Here is a 23653-nt window from a genome sequence, read left to right as displayed (position 1 = left end):
CAAATGTTTCATTATTACTAATTAATGGTTCATTAAATTTGGAATGAGGGTATTGAAGAGGAAATCTGGTTGTGAAAGGTGGATTTTGCCGATGCGCATCGAATTGGAATTACTGGAACAAACTGATACCACTATTTTTTTCATCTGGACAAATACCGGCGGAACTTGCAGAGTCGAACGGGATGGAGAATTGATATATACCGGAACCGATAATTCGATCAAAGATGAAGGGCTCACCCCTGGCGAATTGTATATTTACACCATCGAGCGGCTGGATCTCGAAGATAAAGTCATCGACCGGTTAAAATTGCAGACGGGTACCGAAAATCATCTGGACGATTTTATCAATCGCCTGCAGCAAATTACAGTGAGCACCATTGTTTCCGATTCAAAAATTGCTCTGGCATGGGGCTCGATTGATGGGATTCTGAGCTTCGATATTTACCGGGACGGCGAGTTGTTGGCCACTACTGAAAACAATCAGTTTACTGATAAAACAGCCGGGCCGAATAAAGCTTATACTTATTGGATACAAGGCAAGCGGCCGCTGGAAAAATCGGAAGAGAACATGAAAACTGAAAAATCGTTGCTGGCTACGCTTTTTGGCATGGTCAATTTCAAATCCACACAGGTAAAAGCCTCCAATGAGGAATTCTGGATTATCAAACGCGTTGCCAGCCGGGAAGCACTCCTCAAAGATCAGCCAACAGAAAAAAACTATATCGGACAGCCGGAATGGCAGCTGCGCTATCTCACTTTTATTTCCGAAGAGTTTTTACCGAATCCAAGCCCGTTATCCCTGAACCGCTTTTTTAAAGGAGATAACCGCAGTTTTGATCCAGAGGCAAAGGATTACAGAACACGGGTTGATCTGACTGTCCGGTTTCGAGAAGAGGGAGCTTCAGTGAATTTCTCCAAAGACGTGGGAACTACAATCGCCTATAATTGGCGCAAGAAATTCCGCAAAGCAGATGTTGCTTCTTCCGCCGGCATTGAATTGAAAGAAGTAAAAGAAGACAGCCATAAAGTGACGATCGATTTAAAACATTCAGTTGGGAATCCGTTGGTTTCTTCCCCCAATATCGATTACCAGCTCGCCGCCAACTTTTATCGCGTCGGCATCTATGATATTATCGGCATCCACGACCAAGCGCCCAATCATGAAGTCTATATGAAGAGCGGCAGCAATGTTGAGTGGGGGCAGATCCACGAAGCGGAAGACAAAGGCTTGTCCTGGATGGCCGGGCCGATTGCGAGCCAGTATTGGCGGATTTCTAACTTTGAGTAGGAAAAGCGACACAGAAAAGCGACCGCAAACCCAAATAAGAGCCAGCAACGACAGAAGCAATTGCTCCTGTCGTTGCTGGCTCTTATTTTATTGGTCCAAAAACCGTTTTCGTATATGGGGTGGCGGCAGCATGCAACTGTCTAATTTGCCGAAGACCTTATAGCGGTTATTGGCAATGACATCATATGCTCCGTCACGAATTACTGCTGGAAATGACCGTAAATGGTAAGCCAGCTTCCATAAGCCGGTCAAATGATGGGAAATCCGAAGCGCACCTTCAGATTTAACAAAAGCGTTTCCATCCTCTATAAGCACCAGACTGTCAACATCGTCCGGGATATTATGTTCTCGGGACAATTTCTCACCAATTTCACTTTGCAGTGAAGCAAACTGGAAATAGCCGGCCGGGTCATGATTGATGATGAATTGGACACTCGAATCACAAAAATTGCAATCGCCGTCAAACAGCACTACTGCATGTTCCATTATCTTTTCCTCCTCCGCAACACATTCTTACCTCTATTAATAGCCTATCTCGCCCTCCTTAAACCCTACAGTATCGATATAGTTCCCTGGTGGAAAAATAATTTCCAGCCCGTTGGACGCTTTTTCCAAATGGAGCTGCGATTCGTATTACGGCCGGTAGTTTTATTTTCAATCCGGTAAGTTGTAAGAACTGCTTCGTCTCCCAATAGATGCATTTTGAAATTGCTGATCTCCATGTGATCCGGAGCCAAAGGACGATCCCCGGCAATTTCCGACCGCGTTATTACTCCGCCACTGCTGCCGAATTCATAAAACTCATCGTCCAGCACTTGGGCCAGTTTTGCTTCGGAGATACGTACATCCGGCGAAATATGCCGACATTCCAACTCATAAATCTCTTGCTCCAATTCGTCCATCCAGCATCCCACCCTGTTTTATTTCCCGGGAAATATATTGAGTTTCTTCTATATTAACTAAACAATACTCTTTAATCGTAAAATAGGGAATGCCCCGGCATAATTTAACCGGGGCATTTTTTATTCTTTGTCGTTTTCGTTATCACCATCGTAAAAATCTTTCATTTGTTCGTCATTGCCAGGCTGATCCTGCGGGCCGTCAGAAGAACCAAAATCTTCCACATCTTCAAAACTGTCATTGTAATCGCGGATTCTTCCGTCCTCTTTTTCAACCGGTTGCCCCGTTGCCCCCTGCAAAACGTCCTCTTCGACAGGGCGGCTTTCCAAGTCCAGATCGCTATCTGCATGATCAATGCACGTTAACGCCGTCGGCAGAGCTTCCATTCGCTCAAACGGGATCGCTGTGCCGCAAACAGCACATTTCCCATAAGTTCCCTCTTCCATCGCAGCAAGAGCTGCTTTGATGTCTTCTATCTCTTCTTCTTTGAATTGCGTCATTGCCATTCCTCTTTCCTGGTCGTAAAGGTCTGTAGCATTGTCCGCAGGGTGATTATCGTAATTTGAAAGCTCGGTTGTTTCCATTTCCTCTTTATGTTCGACGCGCTCTTCCAAAGTTTCTAATTGGTCCATCAATTGTTTCTTCAATTGTTTCATCTGTTTGTCTGTCATCGTGATTCCTCCTCAAAAACTACTTGTTCTGTATATTTCCTAATCGGGAGAAATCAAACCTGCCGGATCAGTTCATCGAACTTCACATCACCGCCATCGCCTGCACTGTCTGCGTTTAGATGGAATCCAGAAGGGTATGCTTTTTATAAATGAAATCTTAGGGGGACTTAGCGCCGCAGCCATCCATTTGGATCATCTAAAAGGAGGAATAGAATTACATGAGAGTTAAAAAACCAATTCCGAAAACAACAGAGTTCGACAGCACCATGTCTTTGATCAATGAAGGCTTCGACTTTTTGCCAAGCCGCAGAAAAGAGCTCCAATCCGACATTTTCGAAACCCGCTTATTGGGCAAAAAATCGCTGTGCATTGCCGGAGAAGAAGCGGCTGCCGTATTCTATGACAATAAATATTTTAAACGCGAAGGGGCCGCACCCAAGCCATTGAAAAAGACGTTATTGGGAGAAGGCGGGATTCACGGGCGGGACGGTGAAGACCACCATCACCAAAAGCGCATGTTCCTTTCCATGATGACGCCTGAACGACTGGAAGATATGAAGCGTCTCGCAATCGAAGAGCTCGACCGCAAAGCTTCCGAATGGGAAGGGATGGACGAGGTCCTTTTACTGGATGAAATCGAGGAGGTTCTGGCGCGCTCTGTCATGAATTGGGCAGGACTGCCGCTCAAAGAAAGTGAAGTAAAACAGCGGACCCAGGAACTGGTCGCCATGGTGGACTCTTTCGGCGGCTCGCTGACGCGCTTTAAAGAAGGAGCAGAAGCACGCAAAAGCCACGAAGCCTGGCTGAAGGACATCATCATCGACATCCGGGAGCGTGTCTATTCCCCGCCTTCACATACAGCCGCTTATATTGTAGCGATGCAGAAAACACCAAACGGCAAATCCCTTGATCTTGAGGTGGCCGCGGTCGATTTGAACAATGCCTATAGACCGATTATCGCAGCAGCGTATCTGATCATTTTCGGAGCTCTGGCCATCCATGAACGCCCGGAAATGAAAGCGAAGCTGCAGGCCGATGAAAATAATTTCAGCAAGCTGTTCGCCCAGGAAGTCCGCCGCTATTATCCGTTTGCGCCGGCGATGGCAGCAAAAGCGAACCGTGACTTTGTCTGGCACGGCTATCATATTAAAGAAGGCATGCTTGTGGTGCTCGATCTGTTCGGCACCAATCGCCATCCTGACCATTGGGATCAGGCGGATGACTTTATTCCCGAACGCTTTGCAGATTGGAAAGGCAGCCCCTTCGCCTTTGTGCCGCAAGGCGGCGGCGATCATCACGCAGGCCATCGATGCGCCGGCGAATGGATGACGGTTATGGTCATGCATTCGTTCTTTAAATACCTGACAGAAAACATCAGCTATAAAGTTCCTGAACAGGACTTGAGTTACGATATGGCGCGCATGCCGACCATGCCGAAAAGCCGTTTCATCATTAGTGATGTGATGAAAATCCGGCAATCACCGGAAAACATCATCAACTACCGCCACAGCCAAACGGTCATGTAATCATCTTGGATAGCCCCTTCACAGGGGCTTTTTGCGTGTCCGAATTCCAGCACAAACAAACACTTCCGTTATGTCATACTTTTAAATCATGGTGATCAAAAGCCGGTTTTTCGATTTGGATCGTCGTATGTTCGATTTTGCAGTTCTCACTTATCAAAGCGACAGCCTTCTTCAATACCTCCTGTTCTTCCGCGCCCTCTTCAATATCGAGATGGCAAGTCAGCAAATCCATTCCGGATGTTATGGTCCAAATGTGAAGATCGTGCACATCCCGCACGCCATCAATGGCCAGCAACATCCTTTTGACTTCTGCTACGTTGACGGTGACCGGTGTTCCTTCCATCAGAATGTGGATGCTGTTCTGCAGAACTCTCCAGGCACTCCTTAAAATCAATAAGGCCACCAACACGGAAATTACCGGATCCGCGATTGTCCAGTCAAAAAACAGGATGAGCAAACCGGCAATAATCGCACCCACAGATCCCAAAGCGTCCCCAATCACATGGAGATACGCGCTCTTCATATTCAGATTGCCGTGGACATCGCCTTTTTTGCTGATGACCCAGGCACTTAAAATATTCGCCAATAGACCAATCACCGCAATCGCCAGCATCCAGCCCCCTCTGACTTCCGGAGGATTGTAAAAGCGATCGACTGCTTCATAAACAATAAATCCGGCCATTACGAAAAGGGTGATGCCGTTGAAAAAAGCCGCGATGATTTCAAAGCGGTAATAGCCGTAAGTCTTGTTGCCGGAAGCAGCTTTACCAGCGAACCAAATGGCGCCCAGACTGAGGAAGAGTGCGGCTGCATCCGACAGCATGTGTCCGCTGTCGGCGATGAGCGCCAGACTGTTGGTGAACAATCCGCCGAAAAATTCCAGGAACATGATCGACACCGTAATCAGCAATGCCCATACCAAAGCCTTCCTATTGCCACTTCTTGCGTGCTCAAAATGCTCGTGATCATGCGCCATTGCAAACCGCCCCCTTACTATTTACAGTCATTTTAGCAAATAAGGTGATTGACAGCGAACTGCGGTTCTTATAAGATAAGTTAGGAAATTAAATAACCCGGCAACGGGAGAGGTTCATAGCATTTCACCCTCTATAAAAAACTATGGATCGTTGAAATTCAGCCAAATCCACATGCGATTTGGCTTTTTCTTTTGTCCGTTTTTTTAGAGCCTCTCCCGAAACCTGAAATTCGAGGAGGCTTTTTTAATGGCAGGAAGAAACGAAGACACATTGGATCATTTAACTTTGCTTGGCAATGAAGACACCAAATATAAATACGAATATGCACCGGAAGTTCTCGAAGCAATCGACAATATGCATACACGTGATTATTTCGTGAAATTCAATAACCCTGAATTCACATCCCTTTGTCCGCAGACAGGCCAACCGGATTTTGCAACGATTTATCTAAGCTTTATTCCTGATAAAAAATTGGTGGAAAGTAAATCGTTGAAATTGTATTTTTTCAGTTTCCGCAACCACGGTGATTTTCATGAAGACGTCGTAAATATCATCATGAATGATTTGATTGAGTTGCTCGATCCTCGCTACATCGAGGTGTGGGGGAAATTCACTCCGCGCGGCGGATTATCGATCGACCCCTATACGAATCACGGCAAGCCAGGAACAAAATACGAAGAAATGGCATCGTACCGGATGATGAATCACGACATGAATCCCGAAACGATCACCAATCGCTGAGGAGGAAAATTTCATGTTGCTTTATTTAAATGGCGCTTTTGTGGGCTTGTTAATACTATCCAATATTCTGGCGGTAAAATTATTCAGTATCGGGGAATGGATGGTGTTGCCTGCCGCAGTCATCGTCTATGTCTTCACTTTTCCAATCACAGACACGATTGCGGAAGTGTACGGCAAAGAAGCCGCACGCAAAACTGTTTTTGCCGGATTTATCACTCAGATTGCGGCACTGGCTTTCATCTTTTCCGCCATTCATCTGCCGGCAGCTCCGTTTTTCGGCGACCAGGCCTCTTTTGAATCGATCTTTTCTGCCGGCTTCCGCGTCACACTCGCCAGCCTGATTGCTTATTTCATCAGCCAGAACCTGGATGTCACCATTTTCCACAAGCTGAAAGAAAAACATGGCGATTCGAAGCTGTGGGTCCGCAACAACGCTTCGACGATGGTCAGCCAATTGGTCGACACCACCTTATTTATCTTCATCGCTTTCTATGGTGTTATGCCTTTGAGCGCGCTGCTCGGCATGGTGCTCACGCAATACCTGTTTAAATGGGTTGTGGCAACTGCGGACACACCGCTTGTCTATCTGCTCGTTAAATTATGCCGTCGCGAAAAAGCTTCGGAACAAACTATTTTTGGATAAAAAATAATGAAGGGGAGAGCTTAAATAGCTCTCCCCTTCATTTTTTATACCCTCTTACGCTTTCGCTTGTGCCGGTTTTTTCTGGCTGGGCTGAAGCTGTTTCGTTCTTGCCAGCACCAGATCTGCCACAATCGGCAAGTGGTCAGATGCATCGGTGGAGATTGCCGCAGTTTGTACGACTTCCATTTCCGGACCAAAGAAAATGTAATCGATACGGGTGACAGGCTTTAATTCCATGTCAGTCGAATTATAGGAATACGGTGCCGGATACGTATAAGCGTCGCCTTGTTTCATTTTCAAAAAAGCATCGGTGAAGTGGCGGCTCATCTCACGAATTGGCGCATAGAACGGCGGCGCATTAAAGTCGCCAAGTACGATGGTGGGAAATTTGCTCGCTTCCGTTAATGCCAAAATCTCTTTGACACTCAATTTCAATTCTTCGTCCTTCAAAGAAAGATGGGCGTTGTAAACGCTGATCGCCCCTTCATCGATTTCGATGACGGCTTCGAGGACACCGCGCTGCTCATCATTGCCGTACCATTGCTGCACCTGCGTCATATGGTGGTTCTTACTGTATGTTATCGGATATTTACTTAAAATTGCGTTACCGTACTGGTGGTTTGGCATATCTGTATCTTCTGCCACATATTCAATATTCGCACCATATGCAGTGAACATTCCGAGCCTTTCTCCCAACCACTCCACTTGATCCATAAACTGGCTTCGTTCCCCGAAGAAACGATCAACTTCCTGAAGACCAATGATGGATGCACAGGAATCTTCAATAACAGCGGCTGTTCTTTCAAGATTCAACATCCCATCCATACCTGAGCCGTGGGCGATATTAAACGACATAACCTTTACAATCGGCGGTTTTTTGTTTTTCATGCTTCGCTCTCCTTTTCTTTGGAACAGCCTACTTAATACAAGCGGTGATTGATTTCGAATTCAGTATACCAAGGGACGGAAAGAAATACTGTATCAGCCGTGTAAAGGTTTGTAAAGAATTGTTAAGCTTCCGGATCAAGTTTTATCGATGCGAGGACCGGCCTGTGATCGGAAGCTTCCGTGTCAACCGTTTCCGCACTCAACACCCGCCAATGTTCACTGCAGAAGATAAAGTCGATTGTTTGGCCATGGTCGCCTTGTTTCTTAAAAGTTGCAGGATACATTGCAGTCGTCCCAAAGATATTATTGAGTTCATCCTCTATTCTCATCATATGCGGGTTGTCAGGATTTGCATTAAAATCACCTGTCAATATGGTGGGAATATCTTTTTGTTTAATGATTTCCAGCAGCTCCTCGACATTGTGGGCAAGTTGCTTTTCTTTCAATGAAAGATGGGTATTAAAAAATGCAATTGGTGTCCCTTCTATTTCGATAATGGCTTCCAGCAATCCTCTTTGTTCGCTTTCTTCTTCCGACGCCAATTTCTCCAGCGGGTGGTTCAGATAGCTTTTTATCGGATGCCGGCTTAATATTGCATTCCCATAAGCCTGCGCCGGTCCTCGGCCTTCTGCCGTATCGATGGTCACATTCGGGCCAAAAGCAGCTTGCATATTAAGGCGGTTGGTCAGCCATTTAACCTGGTCGGCAAAATCGGTGCGCTCCGAAAAGTTCTGATCCACTTCCTGAAGCCCAGCAATATCGGCACCCGCTTCTTCGATGACAGATGCTGTAAGTTCGAGATCGAGGTGTCCATCCAACCTTACTCCTGAAGAAATATTAAAACTCATGATTTTGACTGAATGATTGGAATCAGACATTGATGGCGCCTCCCTTTCCCTTTGTATCAACTTTTCCCTATCAGCATTATCTGAAACGCTATTTCCACCGGAGCTTGCTTCTTTCCATAAGAAAAGCCACGAACAAGAAGTTCGCGGCTGAAAATTTTATGTGGTATTTCATTCTTCAGTCGCATGATCCGGTTCACTGCCGGTATATACAAGGATCGCATCCCGTAAGAATTGTGCGCCGCCTTCACAGGCTTTGTCGTAATAAGCGGCAAAGCGCTCATCGTCAACGTACATTTGCGCAAGCCCCGCATGTGCCTCTTTGCTGTAGGAAGGCCAGGTGAATCCGAGCCATTGCTTATGAAGGGCAGCCACTTTTTGGGCCAGTTCACCTGCCGGGTCCCCCGTGTCACGGGCTTCGGCCAAAACCGTCAGCACTTCATCCTCCAACCGTCTGAACTCCGCATATTTCTCTTCGCTCATATTGAGCATTTTCGCATTCGATTTGTCGATTGTTTCATCGCCGTATTTCCCGCGAATTTCTCCTCCGTACTGCTGCTCATTATCCTCGACCAGTTTCTGCTTGAAGCCTTTGAATTTTTCGTTGTCAGCCATCTTGCTCTTCCCTTCTGCTGCGGAAATAGTGGATTCCACATTATTGATCAGGAGATCGAGCTGCGCGCGCTTCGCGAGGAGTTTTTCCCGGTGCATCCGGAGTGCTCCGGGTCCGTCAAATGACGGATTGGTGATGATCCTTTTGATACTGTCCAAATCGAGGCCGAGTTCCCGGTAAAAAAGAATCTGCTGCAGCTTATCGACTTCCCTCTCACCGTATATCCGATAGCCTGACGAATTTTTTCTGGCCGGTGCCAATAAGCCGATTTCGTCATAATAACGGAGTGCCCGCGCACTGACTCCCGCCAACTTCGCCAGTTTTTGAACGGTATATTCCATCTCCTCACCTCCTGATGAATCCACTTTACACCTTTACGCAACGTCAAGGTCAAGCACATTGATCACGTTAATTGCTGTTCCGCAAATTCACGGTAAAGGGAGTGGGAACCGATCAATTCCCTGTGCGTGCCCATTCCGGTTACACGGCCCCTTTCAATAAAGATAATTTTATCGGCATCCACAATAGTGGAAAGGCGATGGGCGATGACGAGCGTGGTGCGTCCTTCCATGAGGCGGCTTAAGGCTTGCTGGACAATCCCTTCCGATTGGCTGTCGAGACTTGCGGTCGCTTCGTCCATCATGAGGATTTTCGGGTCGCGCAGAAAAGCCCGCGCAATCGCAATGCGCTGTCGTTGTCCACCCGATAATTTAACGCCGCGTTCCCCGACTTGCGTATCGAGTCCATCCGGAAATTCCCGGATAAAATCTTCCGCATACGCCATTCGTGCAACCTTCCACAATTGCTCGTCCGGTATCTCCGAAGTTCCAGCCAAACCGTAAGTCAGATTGGCGCGGACAGTGCCGCCCATCATGGCTGATTCCTGGGACACGTAACCGATTTGGTCGCGCCAGGATTCCATGGACAGTTCCTGAATCGGCACACCGCCTATCAGGATTTGACCCTGCTGCGGTTCGTAGAAACGTTCGAGCAAGCCGAACACCGTGGTCTTCCCGCCACCGCTTGGTCCGGCGAACGCAATCATTTCACCTGGCTGCGCTTCAAAGCTGACTTCGCGAAGGACCGGCTCACCTGTTTCATACGAAAAACTTACATTCGAAACTGCCAATGGTTTGCCGGCAATATCCATCTCTTGCCCCTGCTGCCCTTCTTCAAGCGGCAAGTCCAAAATTCCGATGATCCGCTCCGTTGCCCCTTTCGCTTTTTGAAGTTCCGTGAAGAAAATCGCAAACGTCGTGACAGGCATGATGATCTGGAATAAATACAAAAGAAACGCCACCAGTGAGCCTGTCGTCATGGTGCCTTCCGCTACCCGTATGCCGCCGTAGCCAATAATTGTGACGATGACCGCCATCATCACTACATACATGAGCGGCGCTATTATTGCGTAGATTTTCGCTTCTCTCATTCCGGTTTTGAATAATTGCTGGATACCGTTCAAGCCTTTTTGTTCTTCCTCCATCTCGGCGGTAGACGATTTCATCAGACGGATTTCGCTGATTGTCTGTTGGACATTCCCCGTAAATACAGCGGTTTCGTCCTGCAGCGTCCGCGAAATTTTGGCCATGCGCCGTCCGAGCGGAATCATGATCAACACCGTGACAGGAACTGCCAGCAGCATGATCAGCGTCATTTTCCAATCCAAAAGGAGCAGAATGGTAACAGCCCCGATAATGGAAACGATGCCGGTAATGAAATTCGGAAAATGATCGGTGATGAGGTTTCTCACAACTCCCGTGTCACTGACAACACGGCTGACGGTTTCACCGCTGGCGTGCTGGTCGAAATAACCGACGCGCAAACGGATCAGGTGAATCCACATTCTGTCGCGCAGCCCGGCTACGATCCGCTGCCCCACCTTACTGAGCAAGTAAATGGAAACGCCATTGATGATGGCCTGCAGAATAAATGCCACCACGATTCCAATGATCAAAGGAACGCTCAATGACTCTACTGAAAAACCATCCACCAGATCTCTGGTTAACAGCGGAACAACCAGGCCGACCAATGTAGTGACCAAGCTTGCAAGCAGGCCGAATATCAACGCGGCCTTCGGGATTTTCAATGATAATATAAGTGAAACAAAGGGCTTTATCCCGACTTTATCTTCTGTTTTCTTCATGTTTTGCTTACTCCTATCGTGGTGCGATTATTGGCATTTGGCGTATATGTATGGATCCATCAAATTTTATTAAGCCGCCGTAATTTTTCGGTCTTTCGGCAGACCGAGCCCGACCAGGCCGAGCAACGGCAGGAACGACACCACCACCATCGTTTCATAAACGCCAATCGAATCCATCAGGATGCCGATGACGACTCCGCCAATCGCACCCATGCCAAACGCCAAGCCAACGGTCAGCCCCGCCATCGTACCGATTTTACTAGGCACCAGTTCCTGCGCATACACAACCGTCACTGAAAAACTCAGCATAATGAAGAAACCGATGAACCCGAGCATAATCAGCAGGGCGAACAGCGGCATATACGGCAGCAGCAGCGCCAACGGAATGGGCACAAGGAGCGACAGCACGATGACGTTTTTTCGCCCCAGCTTGTCAGCCATCGGACCACCAAAGAAGGTACCCGCCGCACCCACACCAAGAAACAGGAAAATATAGAGCTGCCCCTGCTGGATTGTCAGTCCGTAAGATTCCATCAGATGAAAAATATAAAAGCTGGTGATGTTGGTGACGTAAAAAGAACGCGCAAAAATAATGACCAGCAATAAAGTTAAAGCGACCCCGACCTGCTTCTTCGTCATTTCCGGCAGCGAGGACAGGAGCACCTTTTTCACTTTCTGCAGTTTTTCCTGTTCCAATTGTTCTTTATACCAACGCGATATTTTCGTCAGGATGAAAATTCCGAGCGCCGCAACAAACAGAAATAATGCCGCGCCTATTTGGCCAAGCGGCACCAAAATAAAGGCACTGATCAACGGTGCCAGCGCCTGCCCGGAATTGCCGCCGACCTGGTAGATCGACTGGGACAAACCTCTTTTGGAACCGGCTGCCATATAGGAAACCCGCGAGCCTTCCGGATGGAATACCGCGGAACCGAAACCGAGAAACATGACGGCTACGACAATCATCCAATATTCCGGTGCAAAAGCGATGCCCGCAATCCCCAGGAAAGAACTCGTCATGCCAATCGGCAAAGCGTAGGGCATCGGTTTTTTATCACTGATGTAACCGATGACCGGCTGCAGCACAGATGCCACCATATTTAATGCAAAGGCGATCAAGCCAAGTTGCGTAAAGGTTAACCCCATATCCGCTTCCAATATTGGAAACATCGCAGGAATTACCGCTTGCAGGGAATCGTTCAACAGATGGCATGCGCCGATCGCGAACATAACCGGATAGACCGGGTTTCCCGCCATAGATGTCTTTATCGCGTTCGCCATTGCAGATCCCCCAACTGGAAATTTTTTATGTATCAAACGCTTTTTCAGCATATATGCCTGTGGCTGATTCTTCTATTATAAAACAGTTGGCAAACAAAAAGACACCCGGGAACTCAATCCCTGGTGTCTTACGCTAAACAGATATTCCATGAAAATTGACAGGAACTTCAAAAAATTCCAGAGTTACGCTGCCTTTACTTGTTTCCAGTTTTCGAGCCTTTTGTCGAGCACGAAATTGCCGAACGGGATGAATGCTACTGCAATCGCACCGACGGTAAAACGGAACGGCCATCTTACTGCAAACGTCGCGTAGATGGTCACCAAGACATATACAGTAAACAGGCCGCCATGAACGGCGCCAACGACACTGACAGCTTCCGGCATGCCGAAAAAGTATTTCAGCGGCATCGCGATAAACAAGAGCAGTAATAACGAACCGCCCTCCACTATTCCCATAAAACGAAATTGACCCAACGCATTTTTCAAAATCTTCTACTCCTCACTCAATCTTTCCTCATTATCGAAGAGGAACTCCTGCGTCTACAAGCGGAGGCTGTAAAAAGCCGCGGATAATATCGGCTCCTCTCCAAATTTCCGTCACATCTTCTCTGTCGTTACGGAAGAGTTTGGGTTTGTATTCCTTAGAAATACTTCAGCGGAGCTTCACAAACAGGACTTTCAAATAATTGCCCTCTGAAAATTTCGGATCCACCCGGAAATCCGGCGGCAGGGAGTATTCTTCAACAATCGTGTATTTTTTGCCAAGGTCGTTGAATGCCTTATCAATAAATCCTTTGAATTTCTTCATTCCAAATGAAGCGCTGTTTGTCGAAGCCACTATGACCCCATCGTCCTCTGTGATGGCAATCGCTTCTTTCATCAGGTTCGTGTAATCCTTCGAGGTGCTGAACGTATATTTTTTTGACCGCGCAAAGCTCGGCGGGTCGAGAATCACTACATCAAATTTCAGCTCTTTGCGTTTGGCGTATTTAAAGTAATTGAAAACATCCATGACAAGAATGTCGTGGCTTTCGTAATCGATGCCGTTGACGCTAAATTGCTCGATTGTTTTGGCATTGCTTCTTTTCGCCAGATCGACGCTCGTCGTCTTATCGGCTCCACCGATTGCCGCGGCAACGGAAAAAGCACCGGTATAGGAAAAGGTGTTCAATACCGTGTTGCCCTTTGCATACTTCTCCTTGATGGCCTGGCGCACTTCCCGCTGATCCAGGAAGATCCCCGTCATCGCCCCATCATTCAAATACACCGCGAAATTGACACCGTTCTCTTTGACGATCAGCGGGAACTCACCGCGCTCACCCGCCACAAAATCGTCGTCTTCAATGTATTGCCCTTTGGTGTCAAACCGTTTTTTCTCATAGATCCCTTTGAATTCGGCCACATTGTGCAGCGCTGCGACCAGCTGTTCTTTAAACGAATAAACGCCTTCGCTGTACCAGCTCACCAGGAAATAGCCATCGTAATAATCGATGATCACGCCGCCAAAACCGTCCCCTTCACCGTTGAACACCCTGAACGCGGTCGTATCCGTGTCGTTGAAGAAGTCACGTCGGCGACGCATCGCTTCGATCAGCTTCCGTTCAATGAATGCCTGGTCAATCTCTTCAGCTTCACTTCGGCTCAATACCCAGCCGACACCTTTGTTCTGGTTGCCATAATAGCCCTTGGCCACAAAGCGCCCTTGTTTATCCGTCAGCTTCAGAAGGGTTCCTTCTTCTTTCAACGCATTGCTGTCTTCAAGACTATCTTTCGTAATCAGCGGATAACCCTTAGCAATCTCGCTTTTCGATTTATCATTCAATTTAACCATTATTTCCTTATTCATCAAACCTCATCCTATCTGTAAGAGCCCTTTTATCATATAATAAGTGTAATACAAAGCCTCTCTTAATACACTTATTTCATTGGAATAACAGATGAGGAGGGTAGCCATGAAGAAAAGGTTCCATATCTATAACATCCTTTTGACGAACGGGGAATGGCTGGAGAACATTCGGATCGAGGGGCCGCTCGAATACAATTTCTCCGGGGTCATGGTCAGTTTTCTGCCGGTAGAGGATGCAGACGGCAAAACGATTGTGCTCAGTATGTATCAAATTGTTAAAGCCGAGCTCTTGTTCATCGAAGAACTTGGACCATGAAAAACAACAAAAGCGTTCTGCACGTTAATGTGCAAAACGCTTTTGTTATTCAGCAATCCATTCCCATGCTGTTTCCATCTGATTGATATCAAAATGCTTTGTTTTGATCGACGGCAATAAATCGCTGGCTTCGACCATTTTTTCGAGTTTTTCATCATCACTGATGACGGCCAATTTATTGTATTGGCTCCAACGTTTCACATCAATTTTCAGCTCTTCGACCAATGCTTTGAAAGACGCTTCTTCAAAATGATAAAGGATGGCATAAAGGTTGAATTCCCCTTTTTCCGAAAACTTTTCTTGTATAACTTTATCGAGTTTTAATAAATCATCTTCGGTCACATGTCCTTCGATTTCAACTGCAATAGTCTCCATATCTTTACTAGGCACTAATGTTAACATCGTATTGCCCCTTTCTTAATATTATTGTATTATTCTATTCCCTATTTTCAAGCGGTCAAACTGACTACGATCAACCAAATTCAATCAATTTCTGAACACATAAACCGCTGGCTCAGCTTCACCAGCGGTTTGTTTATGCTCACCATTTTTTCAGTTTTGATTTCCTGCCGTAATTCCGCCTTCTTTATCGCTGAAACGGGCGATGATGCCTGCAACCAGTATGGTGATGATGGCCGGCAACAGCCAGCCCAGGCCTTCACTGTATAGAGGAAGAATGGTGCCGTAAAAGTCGACGACCGCCTGCAGCCAACCCGGATTTTCAAGGTTGATGGAAGCCGTAAGCGTCTTCATTCCGTCGATGATGGCGATGAAGAACGTCACGATAATTGCAGCCGCATAGACAAAACGGCGATGTTTGAATAATGGTGATAAAAAAGCGAGCATGATCAGCACAATTGCCAGTGGGTATAAGAACATCAAAACCGGAATTGAAAACGCGATGATGTTCGCCAAACCGGCATTTGTGACAATCAATGAAAAGACGGAAAAAATCACCACATAGATTTTGTAATTGATCATTGGCGCCAGTTTATTGAAGAAACCTGCATTCGCCACAATTAACCCCACTGCGGTTGTCAGACAGGCAAGCGTGATGATGACTGCCAGCAATAACACACCGAAAGTCCCGAAATAATGGGACGAAGCACCACTTAAGACCGGTCCTCCTGTGTCCAACAGACCCAATGTGTTCGTGCTGGTCGCTCCCAGATAGGCAATGCCTGAATAAACAGTAGCCAACAGCACTGCAGCAATCACACCACTTTTCAACGTTGCCGAAAGGACGCCTTTTGCGGAATTAACACCCAATTTCCGCACTGCTGCGATGACGATTATACCGAATACCAGTGATGCCAGTGCATCCATCGTATTATAGCCTTCGAGAAACCCTGTCAAAAACGGGCTGTCCATGTAATTGCCCTGCGGCGCACCAATTGCGCCCATTGGCATGACAGCAGCAGTCACCAGTAAAACAGCCAGTGTCAGCAAGATTGCCGGCGAAAGGAATTTCCCGATTTTATTGACAATCTCTAACGGGTTCAAGGATAACGACAAAGCAATGGCAAAAAAGACGATGGAAAAAACGAGCAAGATCGTCGACTCGGAACTTCCCGCGGTAAAGGGCGCGATGCCGATTTCGTAGGCGACCGCAGCTGTCCGGGGCAAGGCGAAAAACGGACCGATTGTTAAATACAGCAAAGAAGTGAAAATCAGGCCGTAAAGCGGGTGCACTCGGCTCGAAAGATCACGCAGATCGTTGCTTTTTGAAAAGCCGAGAGCCAATATTCCGAGCAGCGGCAAGCCGACACCGGTTATCAAGAATCCGACAATCGCAATGCCGACTTCTGTTCCTGCGTATTGACCTAATTGCGCTGGAAAAATAAGATTTCCAGCGCCAAAAAATAAAGCAAACAGCATCATGCCGATAATTAAATATGATTTAAAGTCCAGTTTTGTATCCATGGGGGTTCCTCCTGAGAACGTAAAGCATTTGGATTGAACCTTTCCAGTAATATATGATTCGATGCGTTACATTAGCCATCTTACAATATACAAAGCAAAAAGTAACTGATGAAACCAGTAATTTTTAAAAAATCTGTCTTTTTTCCAAGTTTCTCATTCCAGACTTTGAAGAATATTCTTTTCATGTAAAAAGCTGGGCCAATTTTAGCTATTCCCCAGCCCCACGAATTTTCGCTTTTCAGTCCAAATGCTGTAAAATAGCTTATTATGAAAAAACTTCCGCAATGAAAGGTGACGCAGGCAAAATGAAAGTTCTGATGTTCTTTCTTCAATTCATTTTTATATACGGTTTCTTTCTGCTTGGGCAATTGCTGCGCGAGCTTCTCAATATTCCACTGCCTGGCAGCATTCTCGGTTTTATGCTGATGTTCATCGCCTTGACGCTGAAACTGTTTCCCCTGCGCTTTGTTGAATCCGGCGCCACGTTGCTGCTGTCTTTTCTCCCTTTGTTCTTTATCCCCGCTACGGTCGGGGTCATCGATTACCTTGATGTATTCACCGGCAAAGGGGCGTTGCTGATCGTCCTCATTATTTTCAGCACTCTTTTGACGATGGCGGGTTCCGGCTGGGTCAGCCAGTACCTGGGACGGCAATCCAAAACCGGAAAGGAGCCGGAATGATGGAGACTTTGACCTTAGCCGTTTTCTTTATCTTAATTACATTGACCGTTTATTTTTTGATGAACCTTCTATATATCAGATTCCATTATTCATTTCTAATGCCTGCCCTGACCGCCACGGTGATCATCGTCTTGTTCTTATTGGCTACCGGCACCTCTTATGATCGCTATATGATTGGCGGCGAATGGATCGACCGGATACTGGGGCCGGCTGTTGTGGCATTGGCAATTCCTCTATATAAACAGCGCAAACTTCTCGTTGAAAATCTGTTGCCGATTCTGACGGGCATAGTGGCGGGTGTGCTGATCGGCATGTCGACGGGCGTTGCGTTGGCCAAAGCGTTCGGTTTCTCGGAGCTGCTGATCATGTCCCTGCTGCCAAAATCGATTACGTCACCGGTTGCTATGCAGCTGGCTGCGCAAATGGGGGGCATCTCTTCCCTTGCGGCAGTGTTTGTGATGATTGCGGGATTCTCGGGCATTATACTCGGTCCAGTGTTTCTGAAAATGCTCCGTATTGACAGTCCAATTGGTATCGGAATAGGCTTCGGCGCTTCGGCGCACGGCCTCGGAACGGCGAAAGCCCTGGAATACGGGGCACGGGAAGCCTCGGTCAGTTCAGTCGCCATGTCATTGAGCGCCGTCTTCGGTTCATTTCTGGCACCGGTTATTGTTTGGCTTTTCCTGTGATAATAATTAAGAACGATAAATAGAGATATATTGCATATCGCTATTACCAACTGGCCCCTTTTGGAGTATAATGGATAATAACAATCGTCTCAGAGAGGATAGATTTATTATGCCGGTTCCGACTAACCATTCAAAACCTGTCCGCACGAGTGCCAAAGAAAGTGCATATTCCCAATTGGAACAATGGATCATTGACGGCACCTTGCAGCCCGGAGAAAAATTGACTGATATCGAACTGGCCCAGGCGCTGAATTTGAGCAGAACGCCTATCCGAGAAGCACTTCAGCTGCTGGAAGTCGTCGGTTTCGTGAAAATGTATCCCGGAAAAGCCACAACCGTCACCGAGGTTTTGAAAGAAGACATCCTGAATTTACTTCCTCCGCTTGCCGTTTTACAGGCTTTGGCTGCAGAACTCGCGGTGCCCAATATTACCGAAGAACAAATCACCCGCCTGGAAGAAACAAACCAGCGTTTTGCCAAGGCGATCAAAGAAAAAGACAGTTTCAACGCACTCAAAATCGACGAAGAATTTCACCGCATCATCATTGAAGCCGCTCAGAACCCTTACATCACCATCATGCTGAGCCGTCTGCAATCCCATGTGCGAAGACAATTTTTCTATCATTCCCTGGAAATAACGGATGTCTCGCGAATAGAACATGATGACATCATCCAGGCTTTCAGGGAAAAAGATTTCGAACGTTTGGCTTCTCTGTCAAAAAACAATTGGATCCGTTCCATTGAAGAAATGAATGCCAAATAAGAAATCAGCAATTGAAAAAGCTGTTCCGGAAGCCTTGCTTCCGGAACAGCTTTTTTATTGCTTCCACTTAGTTTCTTACAGCCTCGACGCTGGCGCCTTTTCTGCTTGAAACAACCAAACCTGTGATAACGATTGCTGCGATTGCCGGCAACAGCCAGCCAAGCCCAACATCGTACAATGGCAGAATTGCACTGTAGGTATCGATAATTGCCTGAAGCCAAGCAGGATTTTCCACACCAAGTGTGCCGGTCAGAGTTTTGAAGCCATCAATTACTGCGATAAAGAATGTCACAGTAATCGTCACCACGTAAACCGCACGTGCATGATTGAACAACGGCGAAGTGAATGCCAGAAGAATCAGCACGATTGCCAACGGGTACAAGAACATCAATACGGGAATCGAATACGTAATGATATTCGAAAGGCCCGCATTTGTTACGACCAAAGAGAAAACAGAGAAAATAACGACATACATTTTGTAACTGACTTTCGGCGTCAGTTTATGGAAAAATTCAGAGTTGGCTACAATCAGCCCGATTGCCGTTGTCAAACAAGCAAGTGTGATAATGACCGCAATCAATAACGCACCAAATGTGCCAAAATAATGTGCTGAAGCGCCGCTCAGAACCGGGCCGCCTGTATCCAGCAAGCCCAGAGTGCCTGTGCTCGTGGAACCGAGTAGCGCAATTCCTGTATAGACGATTGCCAATAACGCAGCGGCAACAAGTCCGCTTTTCAGCGTAGCAGTAAGAACGCCTTTCGGGGAGTTAACACCCATTTTACGGATAGCGGCTATTACAATGATCCCAAACACCAATGACGCCAACGCGTCCATCGTGTTATAGCCTTCCAGGAAACCGGTCATAAAGGCGTTGTCCATATAACCGCCTTGCGGTGATCCGGCTCCGCCCATCGGAGCGATGAACGCTGCAACCAAAAGCACTGCCAGCGTAACCAAAATTGCCGGCGACAGAAATTGGCCGATACTGTTAACGATTTTGGACGGGTTCAGTGAGATGAATAGGGCAATGGCAAAAAAGACGATGGAGAACACCAGCAAAATCGTGCCCATTGAACCCGCATTTACAAACGGGGCGATCCCGACTTCATAAGCAACAGCACCCGTTCTTGGAAGAGCGAAGAATGGCCCGATTGTCAAATACAGCAAGGAGGTGAAAAGCACACCATAAACCGGGTGCACACGGCTCGAAAGATCCTGCAAATCATTGCTTTTCGAATAACCGATGGCCAGAATTCCGAGAAGCGGCAAACCTACGCCTGTTATTAAAAATCCAAGTATTGCAATGCCGACTTCTGTGCCTGCGTATTGGCCCAATTGTGCCGGAAAAATCAGGTTCCCTGCTCCGAAAAATAACGCAAACAACATCATCCCCACAACTGCATACGACTTAAACGATAATTTACTGTCCATCATCTTTTCCTCCTAATAATCTAGTTTCCATTGAATTTTAACTGAGCCCATATATATTTTCAATATAACATTTAGACTCAAAAAGCTATATGCGATATATTGCATAATGTAATAATACATCGTTTTTTCGTAAAATCAACCCTTATTATCGTAAAAATTCTAAAAATCTGTCTATTCTAATTAAAAAGGTCCAAAGAACGTATCTAAGTGTAATTTTCTTGAAATAATATAATTAAAAAACTGCCGACCGAGCATAATGCTCGGTCGGCAGTTTTAACTTTAACAACCACGATTCTATTCATTTCGCTCCAGCCTCTATTTTCCAATATCCCTTCTATTATACCCAACGAAGCCGATTGCCATTAGAACTGCCGCAATCACGGTCAGCAAGGCAGCTTGAAGCAAATCGAATTCTTCGAGCGGAATAGCGGAAACGTATCCATAAGGCGTCAATTTCTCCACCCATGACGGCAATTGGAACAGATTGCCGAGGTAAATGACGAAGAAGGAAAAAGTTAAATACAGCCAAATAAAGCCGGTGAAGTTCGGCAACCAGCCAAGCAGCAAGACTGTCAGTCCGATCATCACCCAAACAGCCGGCAAATAAGCAAGAGCCGCCTGGTATACCATGCCAACGTCAACCCCTACATCCATCACTGCGTTAGCAGTTGTCCCCAGACCAATTCCGGCCATAGAGATCATCACAAAGCTTGTAAGCAATGAAATCAGCAGGTAGCTGCCGACAAGACGATTTCTCGAAACCGCTCTGCCTAAAACGTGCTCGGTCCGATTGTTTTTTTCTTCACCCTTTAATTTCAGGATGGCCATGAGCACCGGAATTGTGCCGATGATCGTCATGACCGCCATTAATGTCGGAATAAATTGTTCGACGAGTGAAAACCCTTCCATCGGAACCAGCAATTCCTGCATGATATCCACATCCGCAAAGAAGGATTCCATATCCCCCATCACCGAACCGTAAGAAACACCGAGAACGTACATCGCGATGCCCCAAGCGATAAGGCCAGTGCGCTGCAGACGGAAAGCGAGCCCCAAAGGTCCCTGCAATAAGGGGGAAGCGTGAATTCTGCCGGCTCTCGCCGGCAGAAAGCCAGCTCCCAAATCGCGTATGGAATTCAAATACATCGCCAGCGCAGCAAATAGTAATGAGACACCCGCTGTCATCAGCACCGGCCACCAAATATTATTGACATACACTTCTGAACGCAAAACCCAACCCAGCGGCGACAGCCAGGAAATGGTTTCATTGCCCACATCACCGATCGCCCGCACCATATAAGCAGCCAGTAAAAAACCAATCGACAATCCGATTGCACTTCGGGCATTATGGGAAAGCTGTGCGAATACTGCGGTTATAGATGCAAAGATCATGCCCGTCGCTCCCAGCACTGCACCGTACAGGAACGAGCCCTCCAGATCCATACTGTCAATATTCAGGACATACAAGCTCGCTCCCATAACGAGAGCCAATACAATATTAATCATATACAACATTGACAAGGTGGCGGTAACATTTGCCAGTCGGCCAACCGGCAGCGACCGCACCATTTCGATGCGCCCTTCCTCTTCATCCGTCCGCGTATGCCGGATTACCAGCAGGACACTCATCAAGCCGACGACGACCGCAGTCATCAGCAGCATTTGATGGGCCAGCATCGCGCCCATTGTATAATTTGCCACCCCATAGCCCGGACCGACCATTGCCGTCATGGCGGGGTTTTCCATCGCGGCTGCGATAGCCTGACGTTCCTGTGCATTTTCATAAAGGCTTGTTAACGCCAGCGTGATAACCACTGTCGCAAACACAAAGCTGAAAATCCAGACAGGCATCCGAACCCGGTCCCGGCGCAGGATAAAACGACTTAAGCTTCCCGTGCCAGTGAATAATTGCTTGTCCATTATAATGCGCCTCCCGTTCCAGTCCCTTCGTAATGGCGCATGAACAATTCTTCCAAAGTCGGCGGCGCGCTTTCCATCCGGATGATGCCGAACTGGCTGACGTAGCGAACCACATTATCGAGTTCTTCCTGGTCGACCTGGAACGATAACGCGCCCTCTTTTTGTTCAATGCCCTGGACGCCTTTAACCGCAGCCAGATTAGGCATCGGCTCCTTTGTTTCCACTAATAAAACCGTTCCCGTCAAATGGCGCAGTTCTGTCAGCGTGCCTTTTTCAATAATCTTGCCCTGCCGAATGATTGCCACTTTGTCACAAAGTTTCTCAACTTCCGACAGGATATGGCTCGACAACAGAACGCTTTTCCCTTCTGCCTTTGCTTCTTTGATGTATTCCTGAAATACCCGTTCCATCAATGGGTCGAGTCCAGAAGTCGGCTCATCCAGAATGTACAGATCGGCATCCGATGACAACGCCGCTATCAGCGCGACTTTTTGCCGGTTCCCTTTTGAATAGGTGCGGCATTTTTTGCTGGGATCCAAATCGAACCGTTGAATCAGTTCTTCGCGCCGTGATTTATTATTGCCTCCACGAAGTTTAATAAACAGATCGATGACTTCGCCGCCAGTCAGGTTGGGCCATAAACTGACATCACCCGGTACATATGCGACGCGTTTATGAATCTCCACTGCATCTTTCCACGCATCTTTACCGAAAATCGTCACTTGCCCTTCCGTAGCCTTTAAAATCCCCAGCAGAACACGGAGCGTTGTTGATTTCCCCGAGCCGTTCGGACCGATAAAGCCATAGACTTCGCCTTGCTCCACTTCGATATCGACCCCGTCCAATGCTGCGAAATCACCGAATTTCTTCGTTAAACCGACCGTTTTCAAAACACTCATCGTTCCCGCTCCCCTTCCTGATAAAAACTTTTTTTCAGTATCTCCAGGTACTCATAAAACTCCTGCCAATAGGGACCAAAATCGACCGCTGCCATATTCTGCCCTTTCAGCCGTTGCAAAAGTTCATTTTGATAGCCTTCGATTGACCAGCGAATCAGCTTGAACACTTTTTCCACATCGACGTCATTGCGGAACAATGTCACATCGATTCCTTCGTATAACATCGCATTGCCCTGTTTTTGCATCTCTTCGTATTTCTTCTGTAGATGCGGTGGCAGCTCAAAATCAGCAGTCAGCATAAATGTACCGAGAAAATTGAAGACATTTTCATTTTCCAACTGAGCTTCCAGTTTCACCTGCGCTGTTTGTTTCAGCCGCTCGATAAAATCCGGGTCACTCACATCAACCCGTTTGAAGTATTTTTCAATCATAAAATCCAGACTGTATTCAGCCAGGAATTCATATAAATCCTGTTTGCTGTTGAAATAATAAAACAACATTCCCTTGCCGATGCCCGCTTCTTTTACGATGCGGTTGGTGGAAGCCTTTTTATAGCCATGTTCCGCAAACTCCTTTAATGAGGCATCCAAAATTTTCTGCTGTTTTTCTTCCTCGAGGCCTTTAAATTTTTCCATTTCCACTTTCGCCTCCCACTTAGACCACCCCGGT

The 23653-nt window shown here is 46.9% G+C and carries 25 protein-coding genes; 8 read left to right on the top strand and 17 right to left on the bottom strand.

Annotated features, from left to right (window positions below; translation table 11 throughout):
- The first annotated feature begins 91 nt into the window (after nucleotides 1–91).
- Nucleotides 92–1288: a DUF3238 domain-containing protein gene (locus DHX103_RS09055; protein WP_422121965.1), complete on the top strand. Its 1197-nt coding sequence runs from the start codon at nucleotides 92–94 to the stop codon at nucleotides 1286–1288.
- An 87-nt stretch (nucleotides 1289–1375) separates the two neighbouring features.
- On the opposite strand, the gene DHX103_RS09050 is transcribed toward DHX103_RS09055, so the two are convergent.
- From DHX103_RS09050 to DHX103_RS09040, 3 genes are all read right to left on the bottom strand, one after another.
- Nucleotides 1376–1774 carry a thiol-disulfide oxidoreductase DCC family protein gene (locus tag DHX103_RS09050; RefSeq protein WP_422121964.1) on the bottom strand — a complete coding sequence of 133 codons (399 nt, stop codon included), beginning with the start codon at nucleotides 1772–1774 and terminating at the stop codon, nucleotides 1376–1378.
- Between the two features lie 65 nt (nucleotides 1775–1839).
- The gene (locus DHX103_RS09045; RefSeq protein ID WP_422121963.1) at nucleotides 1840–2190 is read right to left on the bottom strand and encodes a DUF4440 domain-containing protein; all 351 of its coding nucleotides are present in this window, start codon (nucleotides 2188–2190) and stop codon (nucleotides 1840–1842) included.
- Nucleotides 2191–2310: 120 nt separating this feature from the next.
- On the bottom strand, nucleotides 2311–2859 hold the full coding sequence (locus tag DHX103_RS09040; RefSeq protein ID WP_422121962.1) for a TraR/DksA C4-type zinc finger protein: 549 nt from the start codon (nucleotides 2857–2859) through the stop codon (nucleotides 2311–2313).
- A 218-nt stretch (nucleotides 2860–3077) separates the two neighbouring features.
- On the opposite strand from DHX103_RS09040, the gene DHX103_RS09035 reads away from it, so the two are divergent.
- Entirely contained in the window at nucleotides 3078–4385 is a 1308-nt protein-coding gene (locus DHX103_RS09035) for a cytochrome P450 (RefSeq protein WP_422121961.1), read from the top strand.
- 73 nt (nucleotides 4386–4458) lie between these two features.
- Here the strand turns inward: DHX103_RS09035 and DHX103_RS09030 are convergent, their stop codons facing one another.
- Nucleotides 4459–5361 (bottom strand): cation diffusion facilitator family transporter, encoded by a 903-nt coding sequence (locus DHX103_RS09030; RefSeq protein ID WP_422121960.1) that lies wholly within the window; start codon nucleotides 5359–5361, stop codon nucleotides 4459–4461.
- Between the two features lie 247 nt (nucleotides 5362–5608).
- Here DHX103_RS09030 and queF point away from each other — a divergent pair, with 247 nt between their 5' ends.
- Both queF and DHX103_RS09020 read left to right on the top strand, forming a co-directional pair.
- Nucleotides 5609–6103, top strand: a complete 495-nt coding sequence (queF, locus tag DHX103_RS09025) for a preQ(1) synthase (RefSeq protein ID WP_422121959.1) — start codon at nucleotides 5609–5611, stop codon at nucleotides 6101–6103.
- A gap of 13 nt (nucleotides 6104–6116) precedes the next feature.
- Nucleotides 6117–6746, top strand: a complete 630-nt coding sequence (locus DHX103_RS09020) for a queuosine precursor transporter (RefSeq protein ID WP_422121958.1) — start codon at nucleotides 6117–6119, stop codon at nucleotides 6744–6746.
- A gap of 54 nt (nucleotides 6747–6800) precedes the next feature.
- On the opposite strand, the gene DHX103_RS09015 is transcribed toward DHX103_RS09020, so the two are convergent.
- The 7 genes from DHX103_RS09015 to DHX103_RS08985 form a co-directional block, all read right to left on the bottom strand.
- Nucleotides 6801–7634, bottom strand: a complete 834-nt coding sequence (locus DHX103_RS09015; protein ID WP_422121957.1) for an endonuclease/exonuclease/phosphatase family protein — start codon at nucleotides 7632–7634, stop codon at nucleotides 6801–6803.
- Nucleotides 7635–7756: 122 nt separating this feature from the next.
- Nucleotides 7757–8512 carry an endonuclease/exonuclease/phosphatase family protein gene (locus DHX103_RS09010; RefSeq protein WP_422121956.1) on the bottom strand — a complete coding sequence of 252 codons (756 nt, stop codon included), beginning with the start codon at nucleotides 8510–8512 and terminating at the stop codon, nucleotides 7757–7759.
- Between the two features lie 138 nt (nucleotides 8513–8650).
- Nucleotides 8651–9433, bottom strand: coding sequence for a MerR family transcriptional regulator (locus DHX103_RS09005; protein ID WP_422121955.1), 783 nt, complete (start codon nucleotides 9431–9433; stop codon nucleotides 8651–8653).
- Nucleotides 9434–9495: 62 nt separating this feature from the next.
- On the bottom strand, nucleotides 9496–11235 hold the full coding sequence (locus tag DHX103_RS09000) for an ABC transporter ATP-binding protein (protein WP_422121954.1): 1740 nt from the start codon (nucleotides 11233–11235) through the stop codon (nucleotides 9496–9498).
- Nucleotides 11236–11304: 69 nt separating this feature from the next.
- Nucleotides 11305–12516 (bottom strand): MFS transporter, encoded by a 1212-nt coding sequence (locus DHX103_RS08995; RefSeq protein WP_422121953.1) that lies wholly within the window; start codon nucleotides 12514–12516, stop codon nucleotides 11305–11307.
- A gap of 183 nt (nucleotides 12517–12699) precedes the next feature.
- Nucleotides 12700–13005, bottom strand: a complete 306-nt coding sequence (locus tag DHX103_RS08990) for a DUF3817 domain-containing protein (RefSeq protein WP_422124748.1) — start codon at nucleotides 13003–13005, stop codon at nucleotides 12700–12702.
- A gap of 163 nt (nucleotides 13006–13168) precedes the next feature.
- Nucleotides 13169–14362: a class I SAM-dependent rRNA methyltransferase gene (locus tag DHX103_RS08985; protein WP_422121952.1), complete on the bottom strand. Its 1194-nt coding sequence runs from the start codon at nucleotides 14360–14362 to the stop codon at nucleotides 13169–13171.
- Nucleotides 14363–14468: 106 nt separating this feature from the next.
- On the opposite strand from DHX103_RS08985, the gene DHX103_RS08980 reads away from it, so the two are divergent.
- The gene (locus tag DHX103_RS08980; RefSeq protein ID WP_422121951.1) at nucleotides 14469–14678 is read left to right on the top strand and encodes a hypothetical protein; all 210 of its coding nucleotides are present in this window, start codon (nucleotides 14469–14471) and stop codon (nucleotides 14676–14678) included.
- 45 nt (nucleotides 14679–14723) lie between these two features.
- Here DHX103_RS08980 and DHX103_RS08975 read toward each other — a convergent pair whose 3' ends face one another.
- Complete coding sequence (locus DHX103_RS08975) at nucleotides 14724–15080, bottom strand: STAS/SEC14 domain-containing protein (RefSeq protein ID WP_422121950.1); 357 nt, start codon at nucleotides 15078–15080, stop codon at nucleotides 14724–14726.
- 150 nt (nucleotides 15081–15230) lie between these two features.
- A complete protein-coding gene (brnQ, locus tag DHX103_RS08970; protein WP_422121949.1) occupies nucleotides 15231–16601 on the bottom strand; it encodes a branched-chain amino acid transport system II carrier protein in 1371 nt (456 codons plus the stop codon).
- Between the two features lie 305 nt (nucleotides 16602–16906).
- On the opposite strand from brnQ (DHX103_RS08970), the gene DHX103_RS08965 reads away from it, so the two are divergent.
- From DHX103_RS08965 to DHX103_RS08955, 3 genes are all read left to right on the top strand, one after another.
- Nucleotides 16907–17281 carry a CidA/LrgA family protein gene (locus tag DHX103_RS08965; protein ID WP_422121948.1) on the top strand — a complete coding sequence of 125 codons (375 nt, stop codon included), beginning with the start codon at nucleotides 16907–16909 and terminating at the stop codon, nucleotides 17279–17281.
- A complete protein-coding gene (locus DHX103_RS08960) occupies nucleotides 17281–17970 on the top strand; it encodes an LrgB family protein (protein ID WP_422121947.1) in 690 nt (229 codons plus the stop codon). The genes DHX103_RS08965 and DHX103_RS08960 overlap by 1 nt, the downstream gene beginning before the upstream one ends.
- 109 nt (nucleotides 17971–18079) lie before the next feature.
- Nucleotides 18080–18733 carry a GntR family transcriptional regulator gene (locus DHX103_RS08955; RefSeq protein ID WP_422121946.1) on the top strand — a complete coding sequence of 218 codons (654 nt, stop codon included), beginning with the start codon at nucleotides 18080–18082 and terminating at the stop codon, nucleotides 18731–18733.
- Between the two features lie 67 nt (nucleotides 18734–18800).
- On the opposite strand, the gene brnQ (DHX103_RS08950) is transcribed toward DHX103_RS08955, so the two are convergent.
- From brnQ (DHX103_RS08950) to DHX103_RS08935, 4 genes are all read right to left on the bottom strand, one after another.
- Nucleotides 18801–20165, bottom strand: a complete 1365-nt coding sequence (brnQ, locus tag DHX103_RS08950; RefSeq protein ID WP_422121945.1) for a branched-chain amino acid transport system II carrier protein — start codon at nucleotides 20163–20165, stop codon at nucleotides 18801–18803.
- A gap of 315 nt (nucleotides 20166–20480) precedes the next feature.
- On the bottom strand, nucleotides 20481–22085 hold the full coding sequence (locus tag DHX103_RS08945) for an ABC transporter permease (RefSeq protein WP_422121944.1): 1605 nt from the start codon (nucleotides 22083–22085) through the stop codon (nucleotides 20481–20483).
- Entirely contained in the window at nucleotides 22085–22984 is a 900-nt protein-coding gene (locus DHX103_RS08940) for an ATP-binding cassette domain-containing protein (RefSeq protein ID WP_422121943.1), read from the bottom strand. The genes DHX103_RS08945 and DHX103_RS08940 overlap by 1 nt, the downstream gene beginning before the upstream one ends.
- Nucleotides 22981–23619 carry a TetR/AcrR family transcriptional regulator gene (locus DHX103_RS08935; protein ID WP_422121942.1) on the bottom strand — a complete coding sequence of 213 codons (639 nt, stop codon included), beginning with the start codon at nucleotides 23617–23619 and terminating at the stop codon, nucleotides 22981–22983. Before DHX103_RS08935 ends, DHX103_RS08940 begins: the two co-directional genes overlap by 4 nt.
- Nucleotides 23620–23653: the final 34 nt, after the last annotated feature.

Source organism: Planococcus daihaiensis (assembly GCF_049262615.1).
Taxonomy (GTDB): Bacteria; Bacillota; Bacilli; order Bacillales_A; family Planococcaceae; genus Planococcus.
Note: the sequence above shows the minus strand (reverse complement) of the source record. Positions and strands in the feature narration are given on the sequence as shown.